Here is a 16,779-nt window from a genome sequence, read left to right on the forward strand (position 1 = left end):
GGTGACCGAGCCGGCCGCCGACGGCGACTACCGGGTCCTGGGCACCGAGACCCTCTACGAGGGCCGGGTCATCCGGCTGGTCAAGGACACCGTGGCCATGCCCGGTGGCGGGGACAGCGTCCGCGAGGTGGTCCGCCACCCCGGCGCGGTCGCCGTCGTCGCGCTCGACGACGAGGAGCGCGTCGTCCTGGTGCGCCAGTACCGGCACCCGGTCGGCGGCTACCTGTGGGAGCTGCCGGCGGGCCTGCGCGACGCCGAGGGCGAGGCCCCGCTGGCGACCGCGCAGCGCGAGCTGGCGGAGGAGGCGCTGCTGTCGGCGGAGCGCTGGTCGCTGCTCACGACCACGTTCAGCTCGCCCGGCTTCTGCGACGAGATGGTGCTGGTCTACCTGGCCGAGGGGCTGTCCGACGTCGGCCGGCCCGAGGGGTTCACGGTGGAGCACGAGGAGCTCGACATGACCGTCGAGCGGGTGCCGCTGGCGCAGGCCGTGCAGCGCGTGTTCGACGGCGCGATCCGCAACTCCATCGCCGTCGTCGGGCTGCTCGCCGCCGCGCAGCACCGCGCCGTGGGGACGACGCTGCGCCCCGTCGACGCCACCTAGGCGCCCCCCCCCCCCCCCGCGTCGAGATCACGGGATCTCGGCGGCCGGCCCGGCGTGTCCCCGCCGAGATCACGTGATCTCGACGGGGGAACGGGCGGGAGTGGGCCGGGGTCAGCCGACGACGACGGGGGAGCTCCAGCCGACCTGCACGTACTCGGTGACGCCGGTCGTGTCGTCGAGCAGCGCCTCCTCCAGCCAGAAGACGTAGGGCACGCCCCGCGTCAGGCCGGCGACGGTCGCGGTCACCTCGCCGCAGCCGGCGCGCTGGCCCACGGTCACCTGCGGCGGTGCCGGCTGCTCACCGGTGACCAGCTGCTGGCTGACCGCGGTGACCCGGTAGCCCTGCACCGCGGCCCGCCCGTCGGCCTGCCAGCTCACCGTCGCTGACCCCGCGCCGGCCACCACGCCCGGCGGCACCTGCCGCGGGTTGCCGTACCCGCCGCACTCGGCCGGTGGCGGCGTGACCTCCAGCGGCCGGCCGCGGGGCACCAGCGGGGTCGGCAGCTCGACCTCCAGCCGGCGCGGCACCGGCAGCGCGAGCACGGGGGTGTCGACCACGGGCTGGGGGACGGCGGCGGCCACCGGCGGGGCGTCGGCCACCCGCGCTGGCTCCGGGCCGTCGGCGGTGCCGGCGTTGCGGAACGGCGCCCAGGAGGCGCTGACCTCCGCGGTGACCTCCGCGGCGAGCTCGGTCGCCGGCGCCGACAGGACCACCAGCCCGACCGCGGCGGCCGCGATCACCCGGCCGGCGATCCCGCCGGCCGACGGTCCCCGCCTCCGCCGCGACCTCACCGGCCGCCGCCCCGCTCGTCCCACCGACACCTCCCGGATCAGGAGTGGCATCGGCACCGGGGCCTCGCCGGTCAACCCGAGTCGTCAACCCGACAGCGGTGGCGTCGTGGCGCCCGACCCGGGGACGTCGGGAGCGGGCAGCCGCAGCCCCAGCCGGCCGGCCTCCAGCGCGGCCAGTGACCGCACCGCCTGCGGGTCGCCGGCCCGCCAGGCCGCGCCGGTGCCCGGCGGCAGGGCGGCCAGCCGGGGGAGCGGAGCGGTGGCCACTGCGCGGGCGGCGAGCAGGTCGAGGTCGGGCTGCGCGCTGCCGGTCAGCCGCGACACCGCCGTCGCCTCCCGCACCCAGCGCAGCCGCCAGGGCAGCCAGCGCACCAGCAGCCAGCCCACCGGCAGCACCACCAGGACGACGGCGAGCACGGTCGCCAGCGTGCCGACGGCGTCCTGCGCGGCCTGCCCGGAGCCGCTGACCGAGCCCGCCGCGTCGCCGAGCGAGCCCAGCGGCTCGGCCAGCTCGTCGCCGACCACGGGCACGTCCTCGGCCGCCGACGCCGCCGAGCCCATGCTGTCGGCCACGGAGGCGCCGAGGTCCTCGACCGCCCGCCCGGGCTCGGCCAGCACCAGCACCGCCCGGTGCACCGTCCGGGCGACGAGCACCCACAGCACGGCCCACACGAGCACCCCGACGTCGGCCAGCACCTGGACGAGCCGGACGTCGGGGCGGGCGGCGTACAGGCGCATCCGGGTGGTCCTCCTCCGCGGGGGTGACCCGGTCATCGTCGGCGCTGCGCGGACTGGCGGCAGCGCGGACGCTGGCTAGGGTCCGTCCGGGGGCCCGACCCGGGTACCCACCACAGGCTCGGGACCGACGATCTCGGCCCGGCCGCAGCGACAGGAGTGAGCATGCACGTCGGGGTGCCGCGAGAGGTCAAGAACAGGGAGTACCGGGTCGCGTTGACACCGGCCGGGGTCACCGAGCTGACCCGCGCCGGTCACACCGTCCTCGTCGAGCGCGGCGCGGGGGAGGGCTCCTCCATCCCCGACGGCGACTACACCGCCGCCGGCGCCCGCATCGTCGACAGCGCCGACGACGTCTGGGCCGACGCCGACCTGCTGCTGAAGGTCAAGGAGCCGATCGAGGAGGAGTACGGGCGGCTGCGCGCCGGGCAGACGCTGTTCACCTACCTGCACCTGGCCGCCTCCCGTGCCTGCACCGAGGCCCTGGTCGCCTCCGGCACCACCGCGATCGCCTACGAGACCGTGCAGACGGCGTCCGGCGCGCTGCCGCTGCTGGCGCCGATGAGCGAGGTCGCCGGGCGGATGGCACCGCAGGTCGGCGCGCACAGCCTCGAGCGGGCGCACGGCGGGCGCGGCGTGCTGCTGGGCGGGGTCTCCGGCGTCTACGCGGCCAAGGTCGTCGTCATCGGCGCCGGGGTGTCCGGCATGAACGCCGCCACCATCGCGCTGGGCATGCAGGCCGAGGTGGTCGTGCTCGACCGCGACGTCGACAAGCTGCGCGCGGCCGACAACATCTACCGCGGCCACCTGCAGACGGTGACCTCCAACGCCTACGAGGTCGAGCGGGCCGTCCTCGACGCCGACCTGGTGATCGGCGCGGTTCTCGTCCCCGGCGCGAAGGCCCCGACGCTGGTGAGCAACGACCTGGTGAAGCGGATGAAGCCGGGCTCGGTGCTCGTCGACATCGCCGTCGACCAGGGTGGCTGCTTCGAGGACAGCCGGCCCACGACACACGACGACCCGACCTTCCGCGTGCACGAGTCGGTGTTCTACTGCGTGGCGAACATGCCCGGCGCCGTCCCCAACACCTCCACGCACGCGCTGACCAACGTGACGCTGCCCTACGTCATGGCGCTGGCCGGGCAGGGGACGCGGGCGGCGGTCGACGCCGACCCGGCCCTGGCCCACGGCGTCAACGTCGTCGCCGGGAACGTGGTGCTGCCGGAGGTCGCCGAGGCGCACGGGATGACCGCCGTGCCGTGGGAGGAGGTCCTGCGCTGACCGCTGTCCTGTCGCCGGGGCCCGAGATCGAGCGGGTGGTCTCGGGCTACCTCGACCACCTCGCCGTCGAGCGCGGGCTGGCCGCCAACACCATCGCCTCCTACCGCCGCGACCTGCGCCGCTACGCCGCCTTCCTCGCCGGCGCCGGGGTGCGGGGGCTGGGGGAGGTGGCCGAGAGCGACGTCGCCGGGTTCCTCGCCGCGCTGCGCGCCGGGGACGACGAGCACCCCCCGCTGTCGGCGACGTCGGCCGCGCGCGCCGTCGTCGCCGTCCGCGGGCTGCACCGCTTCGCGCTGCTCGACGGCCTGGTGACCGGCGACGTGGCGGCCGAGGTGCGCCCGCCGGCGCCGGCGCGGCGGCTGCCCAAGGCGGTCCCCGTGGAGGCGGTGGTGGCGCTCATCGAGGCCGCGGGCGCGCTGGAGGGGCCGCGCGGGCTGCGCGACCGGGCGCTGCTGGAGGTCCTGTACGGCACCGGCGCACGCATCTCCGAGGCCGTGGGCCTGGCCGTCGACGACCTCGACCGCGGTCAGTCGGTGGTGCGGCTGGCGGGCAAGGGCGGCAAGGAGCGGATCGTGCCGGTCGGCAGCTACGCGCTGCGCGCCGTGGAGGACTACCTGGTCCGGGCCCGCCCGGCACTGGCGGCGGCGGGGCGCAGCGGCGTCCGCGGCGGCCGGCTCTTCCTCAACGCCCGCGGCGGGCCGCTGTCGCGGCAGAGCGCGTGGGCGATCCTGCGGACGGCCGCCGAGCGCACCGGCGACGCCGCGCTGGCACGGTCGGTGTCGCCGCACACGCTGCGGCACTCCTTCGCCACCCACCTGCTCGACGGCGGCGCCGACGTCCGCGTGGTGCAGGAGCTGCTGGGCCACGCGTCGGTGACCACGACGCAGGTCTACACGCTGGTGACCGTCGACAAGCTGCGGGAGGTGTACGCCGGGAGCCACCCGAGGGCCCTGTCCTGACGAGCCGGTGCCGTTCCGGCTGGCAGTTCCTGCCCACGCCGACGCGTGATCAGGGTGGTGTCCGGGCGACTTCCGCCATGACCCGGCGTGTCCCGTGGATCGTCGCCGGTGACCTCCCTACCGTCGCAGAGGACCCGAGCGGACCGGGCCGGCCGACCGCGGCCGGCACCGCCGGGGTGCACGGAGGAGTGGCGACTCATGGCGATCCGAGGGGACGTGGCCGGTCAGGCGCTCGCACTCCCGGCCGACGGCGGGGAGATGGGCGCGACGGCCTCGCGGCTGGACCCGGCACGCGCGCGTCAGCGCCGGCTGCCCGAGCCCCCGCCCCTCACCCAGCACGGGCCGGCCCGCGTCATCGCGATGTGCAACCAGAAGGGCGGCGTCGGCAAGACGACGTCGACGATCAACCTGGGTGCGGCGCTGGTGGAGTACGGCCGCCGGGTGCTGCTGGTCGACCTCGACCCGCAGGGCGCGCTGTCGGTCGGCCTGGGCGTGCCCGCCCAGCAGCTCGACCGCACCATCTACAACGCCCTCATGGAGCGGCGCACCACGCTCGCCGACGTGCGGGTGGGCACCGACGTGCCGGGCCTGGACCTGGTGCCGAGCAACATCGACCTGTCGGCCGCCGAGGTGCAGCTGGTGAGCGAGGTGGCCCGCGAGCAGACGCTTCTGCGCGCGCTGGACTCCGTCCGCGAGGAGTACGACTACATCCTCATCGACTGCCAGCCCTCGCTGGGCCTGCTCACGGTCAACGCCCTGACCGCCGCGCACGGCGTGGTCATCCCGCTGGAGTGCGAGTTCTTCTCCCTGCGCGGCGTCGCCCTGCTGGTCGACACGATCGACAAGGTCAAGGAGCGGCTCAACCCGGCACTGGAGATCGACGGCATCCTCGCCACGATGTACGACACCCGCACGGTGCACTGCCGCGAGGTGTTCAGCCGCGTCGTCGAGGCCTTCGGCGACACCGTCTTCCGGACCGTCATCCAGCGCACGGTGCGCTTCCCGGAGACCACGGTCGCCGGGCAGCCGATCACCACCTGGGCGCCGACCTCCTCGGGTGCGGCCGCCTACCGCGACCTGGCGAAGGAGGTCATCGCGCTGTGACACGGCGTCCCGTGCTCCCGGGCGCGGCCGAGCTGTTCCGCCGCACCGACACCCCGCCGGAGGCGGAGGTCACCGAGCTGCCCACGCTGTCGTCGGCGGCGGCCTCCCCGGCGCTGCGCTCGCGCCGCGCGGCCGCCGAGCCCGATCCCGACCCCGAGCAGCCGGCGCCGCTGACGCTGGTGCCCGGCGGCGCGCCGGCCGACCCGCTGGCCGCCTTCCGCGCCCCGGCCCCGCCCGCCCCCGGGGCGCGCACCCGCGGCAAGGCCGCCCGGGCCGCCGGCAACGGCCGCACCCGGCACGACGAGAAGATCACCGTCTACATCTCCGCCGACGACCTGTTGGCGCTGGAGAGCGCCCGGCTGTCGCTGCGCGCCGAGCACGGCCTGGCCGCCGACCGCGGCCGGATCGTCCGCGAGGCGGTCTCGGTCCTGCTGGCCGACCTCGCCGAGAACGGCGGCGACTCCGTGCTGGTCCGCCGCCTGCGCGGCTGACCCGGACTGTCGTACCCGGTCGCTAGCCTTGCTCTCCGTGAGTACGGAGGCGCGTGCGGTGGCGACCGCACCGGAGTCGGCGGAGCGTGTCGCCGATCCCACGCGCTTCACCGTCCACCTGACCAACTTCGAGGGCCCGTTCGACCTGCTGCTGCAGCTGATCAGCAAGCACCAGCTCGACGTCACCGAGATCGCGCTGTCGGTGGTCACCGACGAGTTCATCGCCCACCTGCGGGCCCTCGGTGACGACCTCGACCTCGACCAGGCCAGCGAGTTCCTCCTCGTGGCCGCCACCCTCCTCGACCTCAAGGCCGCCCGGCTGCTGCCCGCCGCCGACGTCGACGACGAGGAGGACCTCGAGCTGCTCGAGGCCCGCGACCTGCTCTTCGCCCGGCTGCTGCAGTACCGCGCCTACAAGGAGGCGGCCGCGGTCCTGCGGGAGCGGGAGGCGGGGGCGCTGCGCCGGCACGCCCGCGAGGTGCCGATGGAGCCGCGGTTCGCCGCGCTGCTGCCGGAGGTGATGCTCGGGGTGACGCCCGAGCGGTTCGCCGCCCTGGCCGCGCGGGCGCTCGCGCCGAAGGAGCCGCCGACCGTCGGCGTCGCGCACCTGCACGCCCCGCCGGTGAGCGTCGCCGAGCAGCTGCTGGCGCTGCGGGCGGCGCTGCTCGGTGCGGGCAGCCGCACCTTCCGCGCGCTCAGCCGCGACTGCACCAGCACCCTGGAGGTCGTCGCCCGGTTCCTCGCGCTGCTGGAGCTCTACCGCCAGCAGCGGGTCACCTTCACCCAGCCCGTCCCGCTCGGGGAGCTGCACGTGCGCTGGACCGGACCGGCCACCGTCACCGCGGTGGCCGACCTCGGCGGGGAGCCGGGCGAGCGGGCGGCATCATGAGGGGGCGGTCGTGAGAGGGCGATCGTGAGCGGGCCGACGCCCGAGGAGCGCGGCCCCATCTCGTGGGAGGCGCTGGCCGCCGAGCTCGAGGCCACCCGGGAGGAGGCCGACGGCGGCCCCGACGACGACCCCGCCGTCTGGGACGCCGTCGCCGCGGAGCTGGCCGCGCGGGTCGCCGAGCGCCCGGCGATGCCGGCCGGCGACGTCCCGGCGGTGCCCGACGAGCCGCTGGTCCTGCCCGGGATGCCCGCCGACCCCCGGCCCGAGCCCGAGCCCGAGCCCGAGCCGGAGGTGGAGCTCGACCCGGTCGAGCTGCGCGGCGGGCTGGAGGCGCTGCTGTTCGTCGCCGACGGGCCGGTCGACGAGGAGATGCTGGCCGCCGCGCTGCGGGTGCCGCGCGCCCGGGTGCGGGCGGCGCTGGCCGAGCTCGCCGCCGGGTACGACGAACGCCGCGCCGGCATGGAGCTGCGCCGCGCGGGGGAGGGGTGGCGGCTCTACACCCGCGAGGAGTTCGCGCCCGTCGTCGAGCGGCACCTGACCGGCGCCGCGCGCAGCCGGCTCACGCAGGCGGCGCTGGAGACCCTCGCCGTCATCGCCTACCGGCAGCCGGTGACCCGCGCGCGGGTGGCGGCCATCCGCGGCGTCGGCGTCGACGGCGTGATGCGCACCCTGCTCTCCCGCGGACTGGTGGCCGAGGTGGGTACCGACCCCGACAGCGGAGGCGGCCTCTACGGGACGACGCCGCTGTTCCTCGAGCGGCTGGGGCTGACCGGCCTGCACGAGCTGCCGCCGCTGGCCCCGCTGCTGCCCGACGCCGCCGCCGTCGCCCGGGAGACCCCCGAGCGCTGACCGGCGGGGCCGGTGCGCCGCCGCGGGGTGGGAGACTGGAGGGGATGGACACCGCACCGCATCCCGACGACCTCCCCGACACCCCCGGCGGCGAGGGCTGGTCGGAGGACATGGAGCTCGCCCCGGCCCACCCCGGCGACCGCGAGCCCGCCCGGGACCCCGGCGAGCGCGAGGGGGAGCGGCTGCAGAAGGTGCTGGCCCGCGCCGGCGTCGGCTCCCGGCGGGTCTGCGAGGACATGATCGACCGCGGCCGGATCAGCGTGAACGGCGCCGTCGTCACGGTGCAGGGCATGCGGGTCGACCCGGCCACCGACAAGATCGCCGTCGACGGGCAGCGCATCGAGCTGCGCGACGACCGGGTCACCTACGCGCTGAACAAGCCGTCGGGCGTCATCACCGCGATGAGCGACGACCGCGCCCGCCCCACGGTCGGCGACATGGTCGGCGACCTCGCGCCCGGCCTGGTGCACGTCGGCCGGCTCGACCAGGACACCGAGGGCCTGCTGCTGGTCACCAACGACGGCGAGCTCGCCCACCGGCTGGCCCACCCCAGCTACCGGGTGAAGAAGACCTACCTGGCGCAGGTGTCGGGCTCGGTCTCCCGCGACCTGTTCCGCCGGCTGCGCGGCGGCATCGAGCTCGACGACGGCCCGGTGAAGGTCGACTCCTTCAAGGTCGTCGACACCCACGCCGGCCAGTCGGTGGTCGAGGTGGTGCTGCACGAGGGGCGCAAGCACATCGTGCGGCGGCTGCTGGCCGCGGTCGACCTGCCGGTGTCCCGGCTGACCCGCACCGCCGTCGGCCCGATCTCGCTGCAGCGGATGCGCAGCGGGTCCATCCGCCGGCTGACCCGCCAGGAGGTCGGGGCGCTGGAGGAGCTCGTCGGGCTGTAGCGCGGCCCGGCCGGTGCGCGGGAGCAGCTCGGGCTCTCCGCCGGGAGTGCCGGTCAGGCCGTCAAGGCCAGGCAGATCCAGCACAGCGGATCCCCGGCGTCGTCCCGGTCGTCGGGCCAGGACCACGCGGCCGGGTCGAGGAGCGTCACGGGTGCCAGGCACACCGCCCGGCCGACGAGGAGGCCCTCACCACCCACCGCGTGCAGGCGGCCGAGGGGCAGGTGCAGCGGCTGCCCGGCGCAGCCCAGGGGCCGGACGTCGTCCGCCCCCACCGTCCAGCGTTCGTGCCGCGGCGTGTCGGGGGTCACGGGCGCCCGTCCCCGTGACCGGCGGTCACCGGAGCACTAGGCGGTCCCCTGCGGGCATCCGCCGGGCGAGGTCGGTGAGGAGTGCGAGGGCGTCGTCGGCGACCGTCGAGGACCCGAGCTGCACGACGACCTGCCGGTGGCCGAGCTGCCCGAGCGCGGTCACGACCCGGCACAGTGCCTCGGCGCCCACCCGGTCGAGGAAACCGCGGACGCAGACGGTGCCTGTGGTCCGGTCGGTCCTCACGGTGGACGCGGGGGGCTGCGGACGGGCCCCGTCGTCGGGTGGCCGCCGGGCCCGGGGAGGTCCCGTCGCGGCTCGTCGTCGGTCAGCGGTACGGCGGTGGGCCTCTTCTCGACTCACGACCCGACCGTTACGGATCCGTCCGGAATCCCCCAGGGCCCTAGGTCCCGGGTCCCCGTACGGATGGCTCGCCGCGGGCCCTGGACCGAGGCGGACCGGTGACTCGCCGCAGGGGATCGGACCCCCGCTCGGGAACGCCGATCAGCGCCGCGGACCAGCGGGGTGCCGCGCTCGATGGCGGGGCGGTGGCACGGGGTACCTAGACTCGATCGGGCACCCACGATCCGGGGAGCCGGGACGACCGAGGAGGGTGCACGTGGCCGTACGGGCCATCCGGGGCGCGACGCAGGTGGACGCCGACGACCGCGACCAGGTGCTCGAGGCCACCCGGGAACTGGTGAGCACCGTGGTGGAGCGCAACGCGCTGCACCACGACGACATCATCAGCATCCTGTTCACCGCGACGCCGGACCTGGTGTCGGAGTTCCCGGCGCTGGCCGCCCGCGAGCTGGGCATGGGCGACGTGCCGCTCATGTGCGCCACCGAGATCGGGGTACCGCACGCCCTGCCACGTGTGCTGCGGCTGATGGCGCACGTGGAGACCGACCGGCCGCGCGCGGACATCCAGCACGTGTACCTGCGCGGCGCCGTAGCGCTGCGGCGCGACATCGCCCAGTGACGGGCCGAGGAACGGGCCCGGGAACGGGCCCGGTGGGAGAGAGCGTGAGCACGATGAGCGGCTTCCGGGGCCAGGTGACCCTCGACGGGCCGTCCGGGACGGGCAAGTCCAGCGTCGCCCGATCGGTGGCGTCCCGGCTGGGCGCGGCCTACCTCGACACCGGCGCGATGTACCGCGCCGCCACCGTGGCCGTGCTCGACGCCGGCGTCGACCCCGAGGACGGCGAGGCGGTGGCCCGCGTGGTCGCCGGCGCCCGCATCGAGGTCGGGACGGCGGCCGGCACCGAGCGCGTGGAGGTGGACGGCACCGACGTCGCCGAGCGGATCCGCAGCGCGGAGGTGACCCGCTCGGTGTCGGCGGTCTCGGCCGTCCCCGCGGTGCGCCGCCGGCTGGTCGACCAGCAGCGCTCGCTGGTGGCCGCCGCCGACGCCGTCGTCGTCGAGGGCCGCGACATCGGCACCGTGGTGCTCCCCGACGCCGACGTGAAGGTCTACCTGACCGCCGCCCCGGAGGCCCGCGCCGAGCGGCGCGCCCTGCAGCTGGGCATCAGCGACCCGGCGGAGGTGGCGGCGCTGGCCGCCGACCTGCGCCGCCGCGACGAGTACGACAGCAGCCGCGCGGACAGCCCGCTGCGGCCGGCCGCGGACGCCGTGGTCGTGGACAGCACCGACCTCGACCGCGAGGGCGTCGTCGACCGCGTCGTCGAGCTGGCGCTCGCGGCCGCCGGTGCTCGGGAGGTCGGCGCGTGAGCGAGGAGGGCACCGGCGGGCCGCTGCCGGTGGTGGCGGTCGTCGGCCGGCCGAACGTGGGCAAGTCGACGCTGGTGAACCGCGTCCTGGGCCGGCGCGCGGCGGTGGTGCAGGACATCCCGGGCGTGACGCGCGACCGGATCTCCTACGAGGCGCTGTGGAACGGGCGGCGGTTCACCGTCACCGACACCGGCGGGTGGGACCCGAAGGCCGAGGGGCTGGGTGCCTCGATCACCCGGCAGGCGGAGTTCGCCATGAAGACGGCCGACGTCATCGTGCTCGTCGTCGACAGCCAGGTGGGCGCCACCGACACCGACCTCGCCGCCGCGCGCATCCTGCGCCGCAGCGACCGGCCGGTGATCGTCGTGGCCAACAAGGTCGACGACGAGCGCAGCGAGGCCAACACCGCGGAGCTGTGGTCGCTGGGCCTGGGCGAGCCGCAGCCGGTGAGCGCGCTGCACGGCCGGGGGAGCGGTGACCTGCTCGACCTGGTGCTCGACGCGCTGCCCGAGGCGCCGCGCGAGCAGCCGGAGGAGAGCGGCCCGCGCCGGGTGGCGCTGGTGGGCCGACCCAACGTGGGCAAGTCCAGCCTGCTCAACCGGCTGGCCAAGGAGGAGCGCTCGGTCGTCGACTCGGTGGCCGGCACCACCGTCGACCCGGTCGACTCGATCATCACCCTGGGCGGGGAGGAGTGGCGGTTCGTCGACACCGCCGGCCTGCGCCGCAAGGTCAACACTGCCAGCGGCACGGAGTACTACGCCAGCCTGCGCACCGAGGCCGCGATCCAGGCCGCCGAGGTGGCGGTGGTGCTGCTGGCTGCCGACGAGGTCATCAGCGAGCAGGACCAGCGGGTCATCACGCAGGTGATCGAGGCCGGGCGCGCGCTGGTCATCGCGATCAACAAGTGGGACACCCTCGACGAGGACCGGCAGCACCAGCTCGAGCGCGAGATCGAGCGCGACCTGTCCCGCGTGCGGTGGGCCAGCCGGGTGAACATCTCGGCGCTCAGCGGCCGCGGCGTCGGCAAGCTCGCCGACCACCTGCGCGCGGCGCTGGCCTCCTGGGAGATGCGGGTGCCGACGGCGGAGCTCAACGCCTACGTCCGCCAGCTGGTCATGGAGACGCCGCCGCCGGCCCGCGGCGGGCGCGCCCCGAAGATCAAGTACGTGACGCAGGCCGACGTCCGGCCGCCGCGGTTCGTCGTCTTCTCCACCGGCTTCCTCGAGGCGGGCTACCGGCGGTTCCTCGAGCGCAAGCTGCGGGAGCGGTGGGGCTTCGGCGGCACGCCGATCGACATCTCGGTCAAGGTCCGCGAGGGCCGGGGGAACGACAAGCGCGGCTGAGCCGCCGGGCTGCGGGACCTCCCCGCGGGGAGTAGGACCGGCTCGTGGGGACGGGCGCCGGCGGCCGGGCCGGGACGCGGCGGACGGACGTGGCGTTCGCCGCCGCGCTCGTCCTGGTGCTCCTCCTGTGGAACAACGTCGTCGTCCACCGGGTGCCCGGCGGGCGGGGGGCCTACGTCGCGGTGAACGTGGCGGCGGCCGGCGTGCTGCTGGCGGCGGCGCGGGTGACGGGGTCCTCCTGGGCCGACCTGGGCCTGGCCCGCCGCGCCGTCCCGGCGGGCCTGCGGTGGGGCGGCGCGGCCCTCGGACTCGTCGCGGCCGGGTACGCGGCCGCCCTCGCGCTGCCCGCCGTCCGCCCGCTGCTCGCCGACGCGCGGGTCGCCGGTCTCGGCTGGGGGGACGTCGCCGGCGACGTGCTCGTCCGGATCCCGCTCGGCACGGTGCTGTGGGAGGAGGTCGCCTTCCGCGGGGTGCTGCTGGCGGTGCTCCTGCGGGTGCTGCCCCTCCCTGCGGCGACGGGCCTCGCGGCCGTCGTCTTCGGGCTGTGGCACGTCCGGCCGACGATCGGCGGGCTGGACGCCAACGACCTGGCCGACGGCACCGCCGCCCGGATCGGCGCGGTGGCGCTGGCCTGCGCGGGGACGGCGGTCGCGGGCGTGCTGTTCACCTGGTTGCGGCTGCGCAGCGGCAGCCTGCTGGCGCCGGCGCTGCTGCACCTGGCGACCAACACGCTCGGGACTGTGGCGGCGGCCGTCGCCCACCGGCTCGGGTGACCTCCCGGGGTAGCCCACCGGGCGGACCTGGCGACCGGGTGCGGTAACCTGCTCCGTGCAGCGATCGGGCGGTGCGAGCCGCCCGGCACTCGGGCTGTAGCGCAGCTTGGTAGCGCACTTGACTGGGGGTCAAGGGGTCGCAGGTTCAAATCCTGTCAGCCCGACAGAAAAACCGCAGGTCAGAGGCGGGTCACCCGACGAGGGTGGCCCGCCTTCCGCATGAGTACAGCAACGCTTACAGCAACGCGGCCCGAGGGACAGCAGCGGTCACCAGCGGAGCGCCTGGTCAAGCCGGTCGGCGGCCTCCTGCTGCTGGGCCGGACCGACGTCGCTGTAGATGTCAGCCGTGATCGCGTAGGACGAGTGACCGAGGTGCTCCTGGACGACCTTCGTGTGCGTGCCGGCCGCTAGCAGGAAGCTCGCCGCGGAGTGCCGGAGGGTGTGCAGGGTGACGCCGCGGAGGCCGGCCTGCTCCGCGAGCACCTCGAAGCGCCGTAGGACGTTGCGGGGCTCCAGCGGTGTCCCGATCTCGGTGGTGAAGACCAGCCCGTGCTCCTGCCAGGCCCCCGGCGGCCGCGCGCTGTTCCTCCAGTTGCCGGATCCGCTGGCCCTTGAGTGTCTCGATGGCGGAGCGGGGGAGGGGCACGGTCCGGCGGGACTTGTCGGTCTTGGGCTCGTCGAACTGCAGCCCCTGGGACGTCCGGGACAGGGTCCAGCGGACTCTCAGGAGCCCGGCGTTGAGGTCGACGTCGGACCAGTGCAGGGCCAAGGCCTCCCCGCGGCGCAGCCCGGTGGCCAGCATGACCCGAAACAGGTTCTCCAATCGGTCACCCTTGATCGCTTCGAGGAGGGCCTGTGCCTGCTCCGCGGTTAGGTGTGGCGCGTCCTTGCGCTCGACTCCGGGCCGCTTCACGGCGGCCGCGGGGTTGCTGCGGATCAGCCCGTCGCGAGCGGCGATGTCGAGCGCCGACCGCAGGACGGTGTAGATCGTCCGGATCGTCGAGCCCGACAGGCCAGCATCCCGCTTGGTGACGATGAGCGCTTCGACATCTGAGGGACGCAGCCGGCCGAGGGGGATCGTCCCGACCGTGGGCACGAGGTGGGTGCGGGCGAGGGTGGCGTAGAGGTCTTTGGTGGCCTGCTTGCGGTCGCTCGCGGCAAGTGACTTGGTGATCCAGTCCTCGAGCCATGCTGCGACGGTCATGGAGGCGTCCTTGACCGGTGCTCCGGACTCGATCCGCTCGCGGACCTCGCGGAGCTTGGCCCGGACCGCGGCCTGCGTCTTCCCGTAGACCGTCCGCCGTTTCAGGGTGCCGCCGTCGTCCCGGTAGCTGAGTTCGGCGGACCAGGTGCCGTCCTTCCGCCGGAAGATCGACCCCTCGCCGTTCGCGCGTCTTGCCACGTCGATCCCTCCGGCGATGTTGGCCTGCCCGGGCACTCGCTCCCTGCGGGCGACCTGCGGTCTCGGCACCAGCCGAGCGACGTCACCATGGGTGCGCCTGGTGCAGCCGCCGGCGGGACGAACCGGTGGATGGCCGCGGCGTTGTCCCCAGCCGAGAGGCGGGACAGCTATCGGGCGTGCATGCGGCGTGGGCTGGCGTCGGTCCGGCGCCGCGGAGAGCGTGCTGCGTCGAACTCGGCGGTCGGTGCTGGCGCGGCGTTCGCGGACGTCTCAAGGCAGCGGACGTAGCGCTCAAGCTCGGTGCGGGGGAGACGGCAGCTGCGGCCGATGTGCACCGGACGTAGGTCGCCGGCCTTCATGAGCGCGTAGATGGTCGTGCGGCCGACGCGGAGAACCGTCGCCGCTTCCTCGGGCGTGAGCAGCAGGGGACTGCTGGCCAGCACGTCGTGTAGGCGCTCCGGGTCGCCCATGTCGTCTCCTCCCCAGCTCGGCACTCCGCCTGCCGACGTCCGACAGCGGCCATGCGCGGACGGCGGCTCGTGCGGTGCGTCCGTCGACGATGGGCGAGCGGCCTCGTGTGCTCCTCCAGTGCTTCCGCGACCACGCATGTGCTGTCGACACGACGGGGGCTCGGGGCTGCGACGGTCCTCCAGGTCCCGGAGACTCAACTGGAGAAGAGCTGGAGAGGGCCGCTCAGGACACGCCCGGAGGCGGTCCGCAGACTGCCGCCTGCAGTAGACCTCCGGCACGCCCGTTGCCCCGGGCGCACACGTCAGCGGGATGGGTGTCGGGGACCCCAGATCGTGCGGCGCTCGTCGGCAGCTTGGAGGCGGACGTAGGGCCGGCGGTTGTAGGCCTCGAGGACGGCGTCTAGTGCAACGGACAGCCCCGAGAGGTCGCGGTCGTAGATCCGCCCGTCATCGATCTGCTGAGCCAGCTCCTGCAGCGCCTGGGGCCAATCCCGGCGAGTGAGCGGCTGCCGCGTCGGGACCTCCACTCGCCGCTCGACGACCTGGACTGCGGACCGCCCGGAGGCCGCGGCCCGTGACTGCTCCCAGGCGCGTTGCCGGCACGCCGGTGAGCACCAGGTGGGGATGCGCCCGCGGGCCTTCGGCTGGATCGGTCCGCCGCACCATCCGCAGGTCGTCGCTGCTCGGCGGCGATCACTCGGATCCGCCGCGGCGGAGGTTGCCTCTGCGCCCCCGGCGCCAGCGCTATGCGCAGGCTTCGGAGATGCCGCTGTTCGTGACTGCTGACGGGTCTCTCGCGGTCCCCTCCGCTTCCTCGCCATGGCAGCCAGCGTATTCATCACGACGGAATCCGCAGCCGACGGTGCAAGAGGTGTGATGGTCCGTGATCTTGAGGGCTCCAGTAGGCCGGGCAGGGCACGGTCGGCCGCGGAGTGAGCGATCCGCCGACGGGGATGAGCGGTGTGTCCTGGGCGTGAGCCAGTTGGCAACGGGAAGGGCCCGGCGAGTGGCTGATCCGCGGACCTCTGATCTCGTTCTTGCGCGCTCGCGCTGCACCGTCTGACCAGGCGCCACGTGACCGCGGCAGACGTCGGCCTATCGGTACGCCCAGACCGGGGCCGGTCTTGCGGATCTCGTACGTCACTGCAGCTGTCGCTGAAGGCGGGGCGCGTTCAGGCGGTCGTCGCAACACCCTGTGAGCGCGAGGTGTTGTGGTGGTTTCGGAGTGGCGGCGGGTTCGGGATGAGCGGCAGCAGCGGTTTTGGGAGCTGGTGACGGCGGGATCGGCCTTCTCGCAGGCCTGCGAGGCTGTCGGCGTGCATCGGCGGCAGGGGTATCGGTGACGACGTGCCTCGGGCGGTCGACCGCCGGCGGCACCGCGGGCGGTGTCGGCGAGGTATCTGTCGCTGGAGGAGCGACTGCAGATCGCCGACCTGCATCTGGCCGGCGCGTCGATGCGCGCGATCGCTGCCCGGCTCGGCCGCGCCCCATCGACCATCAGTCGCGAGCTGCGCCGTAACGGACCCGTGCCGGCGGCCGGGCGGGCGATGCGGGCCAGATACGCCCCGTACGCGGCGCACAGACGCGCCGGGCTGCGGGCGCGGCGGCCCAAGCCGTTCGAGCTGGAGGACGCACGGCTGGCGCTGGCGGTGCAGGACAAGTTGTGCCGGCAGTGGAGCCCGGCCCAGATCAGTGCGCACCTGGCCGGTGAGCATGGCGACGAGGCGGCGATGCGGGCGAGCCACGAGACCAGTCACCAGCTGCTCGACCGCATCCTCACCGGCCGCGTCGATGACGACGTCGCCCTGCTCGCCGTCCGCTGTCACCCGCAGGACGGCAACTAGGGCGTGTCTCCCAAACGGCCGCCTGATGCGGGTGGATCGTTTGGAGATGGCTCGCTCGGCGGTGCTGTCTGACGAGGATTGGGCTCGGCTGGAGCCGTTGCTGCCCAGCTCGGCCGGGATGCGCGGGCGGCCGTTTCGAGATCACCGGCAGGTGCTCGAGGGCATCGTGTTCCGCTACCGGACCGGCTGCGCGTGGCGGGACCTGCCGGTGGAGTTCGGGCCGTGGCAGACGGTGTGGAAACGACACCACCGGTTCAGCCTCGATGGCACCTGGGACCGGATCCTCACCGCGCTGCAGGCCCGCGCGGATGCCGCC

19 protein-coding genes, 1 tRNA gene and 2 pseudogenes are annotated in these 16,779 nt (G+C 74.9%); 15 read left to right on the forward strand and 7 right to left on the reverse strand.

What is annotated here, in order from left to right; all coding sequences use genetic code 11:
• Position 1: 1 nt before the first annotated feature.
• Entirely contained in the window at positions 2-601 is a 600-nt protein-coding gene (locus tag BM165_RS23385; RefSeq protein WP_075015941.1) for an NUDIX domain-containing protein, read from the forward strand.
• Between the two features lie 111 nt (positions 602-712).
• Here the strand turns inward: BM165_RS23385 and BM165_RS23390 are convergent, their stop codons facing one another.
• Together BM165_RS23390 and BM165_RS23395 are read right to left on the reverse strand one after the other, a co-directional pair.
• Positions 713-1,342, reverse strand: coding sequence for a hypothetical protein (locus tag BM165_RS23390; protein WP_075015942.1), 630 nt, complete (start codon positions 1,340-1,342; stop codon positions 713-715).
• A gap of 135 nt (positions 1,343-1,477) precedes the next feature.
• A complete protein-coding gene (locus tag BM165_RS23395) occupies positions 1,478-2,131 on the reverse strand; it encodes a hypothetical protein (RefSeq protein ID WP_075015943.1) in 654 nt (217 codons plus the stop codon).
• 162 nt (positions 2,132-2,293) lie between these two features.
• Here BM165_RS23395 and ald point away from each other — a divergent pair, with 162 nt between their 5' ends.
• From ald to BM165_RS23430, 7 genes are all read left to right on the forward strand, one after another.
• The gene (ald, locus tag BM165_RS23400) at positions 2,294-3,409 is read left to right on the forward strand and encodes an alanine dehydrogenase (protein ID WP_075015944.1); all 1,116 of its coding nucleotides are present in this window, start codon (positions 2,294-2,296) and stop codon (positions 3,407-3,409) included.
• A complete protein-coding gene (locus BM165_RS23405) occupies positions 3,388-4,368 on the forward strand; it encodes a site-specific tyrosine recombinase XerD (RefSeq protein ID WP_244274441.1) in 981 nt (326 codons plus the stop codon). The genes ald and BM165_RS23405 overlap by 22 nt, the downstream gene beginning before the upstream one ends.
• 198 nt (positions 4,369-4,566) lie before the next feature.
• Complete coding sequence (locus tag BM165_RS23410) at positions 4,567-5,472, forward strand: ParA family protein (RefSeq protein WP_177225293.1); 906 nt, start codon at positions 4,567-4,569, stop codon at positions 5,470-5,472.
• Positions 5,469-5,963: a hypothetical protein gene (locus BM165_RS23415; protein WP_075015946.1), complete on the forward strand. Its 495-nt coding sequence runs from the start codon at positions 5,469-5,471 to the stop codon at positions 5,961-5,963. Before BM165_RS23410 ends, BM165_RS23415 begins: the two co-directional genes overlap by 4 nt.
• Positions 5,964-6,021: 58 nt before the next feature.
• The gene (locus tag BM165_RS23420; RefSeq protein ID WP_075015947.1) at positions 6,022-6,852 is read left to right on the forward strand and encodes a segregation and condensation protein A; all 831 of its coding nucleotides are present in this window, start codon (positions 6,022-6,024) and stop codon (positions 6,850-6,852) included.
• Positions 6,853-6,876: 24 nt separating this feature from the next.
• Entirely contained in the window at positions 6,877-7,701 is an 825-nt protein-coding gene (scpB, locus tag BM165_RS23425) for an SMC-Scp complex subunit ScpB (protein ID WP_208976863.1), read from the forward strand.
• A 44-nt stretch (positions 7,702-7,745) separates the two neighbouring features.
• Positions 7,746-8,594, forward strand: coding sequence for a pseudouridine synthase (locus tag BM165_RS23430; protein WP_075015948.1), 849 nt, complete (start codon positions 7,746-7,748; stop codon positions 8,592-8,594).
• Positions 8,595-8,647: 53 nt separating this feature from the next.
• Here the strand turns inward: BM165_RS23430 and BM165_RS23435 are convergent, their stop codons facing one another.
• Together BM165_RS23435 and BM165_RS25045 are read right to left on the reverse strand one after the other, a co-directional pair.
• Entirely contained in the window at positions 8,648-8,902 is a 255-nt protein-coding gene (locus BM165_RS23435; protein WP_244274443.1) for a hypothetical protein, read from the reverse strand.
• Positions 8,903-8,927: 25 nt separating this feature from the next.
• Entirely contained in the window at positions 8,928-9,065 is a 138-nt protein-coding gene (locus tag BM165_RS25045) for a hypothetical protein (RefSeq protein WP_177225294.1), read from the reverse strand.
• Between the two features lie 454 nt (positions 9,066-9,519).
• Between BM165_RS25045 and aroH the strand changes: the two genes are divergently transcribed.
• The 5 genes from aroH to BM165_RS23465 all read left to right on the forward strand — a co-directional run bounded on the left by aroH (position 9,520) and on the right by BM165_RS23465 (position 12,911).
• Positions 9,520-9,882: a chorismate mutase gene (gene aroH, locus BM165_RS23445; protein ID WP_075015950.1), complete on the forward strand. Its 363-nt coding sequence runs from the start codon at positions 9,520-9,522 to the stop codon at positions 9,880-9,882.
• Positions 9,883-9,935: 53 nt separating this feature from the next.
• Positions 9,936-10,631: a (d)CMP kinase gene (gene cmk / locus BM165_RS23450; RefSeq protein ID WP_075015963.1), complete on the forward strand. Its 696-nt coding sequence runs from the start codon at positions 9,936-9,938 to the stop codon at positions 10,629-10,631.
• Positions 10,628-11,974 carry a ribosome biogenesis GTPase Der gene (gene der, locus BM165_RS23455; RefSeq protein WP_075015951.1) on the forward strand — a complete coding sequence of 449 codons (1,347 nt, stop codon included), beginning with the start codon at positions 10,628-10,630 and terminating at the stop codon, positions 11,972-11,974. The genes cmk and der overlap by 4 nt, the downstream gene beginning before the upstream one ends.
• Positions 11,975-12,018: 44 nt before the next feature.
• Positions 12,019-12,747, forward strand: a complete 729-nt coding sequence (locus BM165_RS23460) for a CPBP family intramembrane glutamic endopeptidase (protein WP_244274445.1) — start codon at positions 12,019-12,021, stop codon at positions 12,745-12,747.
• 90 nt (positions 12,748-12,837) lie between these two features.
• Positions 12,838-12,911, forward strand: a tRNA-Pro gene (locus BM165_RS23465).
• A gap of 103 nt (positions 12,912-13,014) precedes the next feature.
• On the opposite strand, the gene BM165_RS26410 is transcribed toward BM165_RS23465, so the two are convergent.
• The 3 genes and pseudogenes from BM165_RS26410 to BM165_RS23480 all read right to left on the reverse strand — a co-directional run bounded on the left by BM165_RS26410 (position 13,015) and on the right by BM165_RS23480 (position 14,619).
• Positions 13,015-13,293, reverse strand: a complete 279-nt coding sequence (locus tag BM165_RS26410; RefSeq protein ID WP_083427659.1) for a tyrosine-type recombinase/integrase — start codon at positions 13,291-13,293, stop codon at positions 13,015-13,017.
• 58 nt (positions 13,294-13,351) lie between these two features.
• A pseudogene (locus tag BM165_RS26415) lies at positions 13,352-13,951 on the reverse strand (site-specific integrase); the annotation flags it as partial.
• Positions 13,952-14,316: 365 nt separating this feature from the next.
• Positions 14,317-14,619, reverse strand: a complete 303-nt coding sequence (locus BM165_RS23480) for a helix-turn-helix domain-containing protein (protein ID WP_075015954.1) — start codon at positions 14,617-14,619, stop codon at positions 14,317-14,319.
• Between the two features lie 1,214 nt (positions 14,620-15,833).
• Between BM165_RS23480 and BM165_RS23490 the strand changes: the two are divergent.
• A pseudogene (locus BM165_RS23490) lies at positions 15,834-16,385 on the forward strand (transposase); the annotation flags it as partial.
• A 124-nt stretch (positions 16,386-16,509) separates the two neighbouring features.
• On the forward strand, positions 16,510-16,779 hold a 270-nt coding region (locus BM165_RS25050), incomplete at its 3' end, for an IS5/IS1182 family transposase (RefSeq protein ID WP_075015965.1).

This window comes from Geodermatophilus obscurus, assembly GCF_900115395.1.
Lineage (GTDB): Bacteria > Actinomycetota > Actinomycetes > Mycobacteriales > Geodermatophilaceae > Geodermatophilus > Geodermatophilus obscurus_B.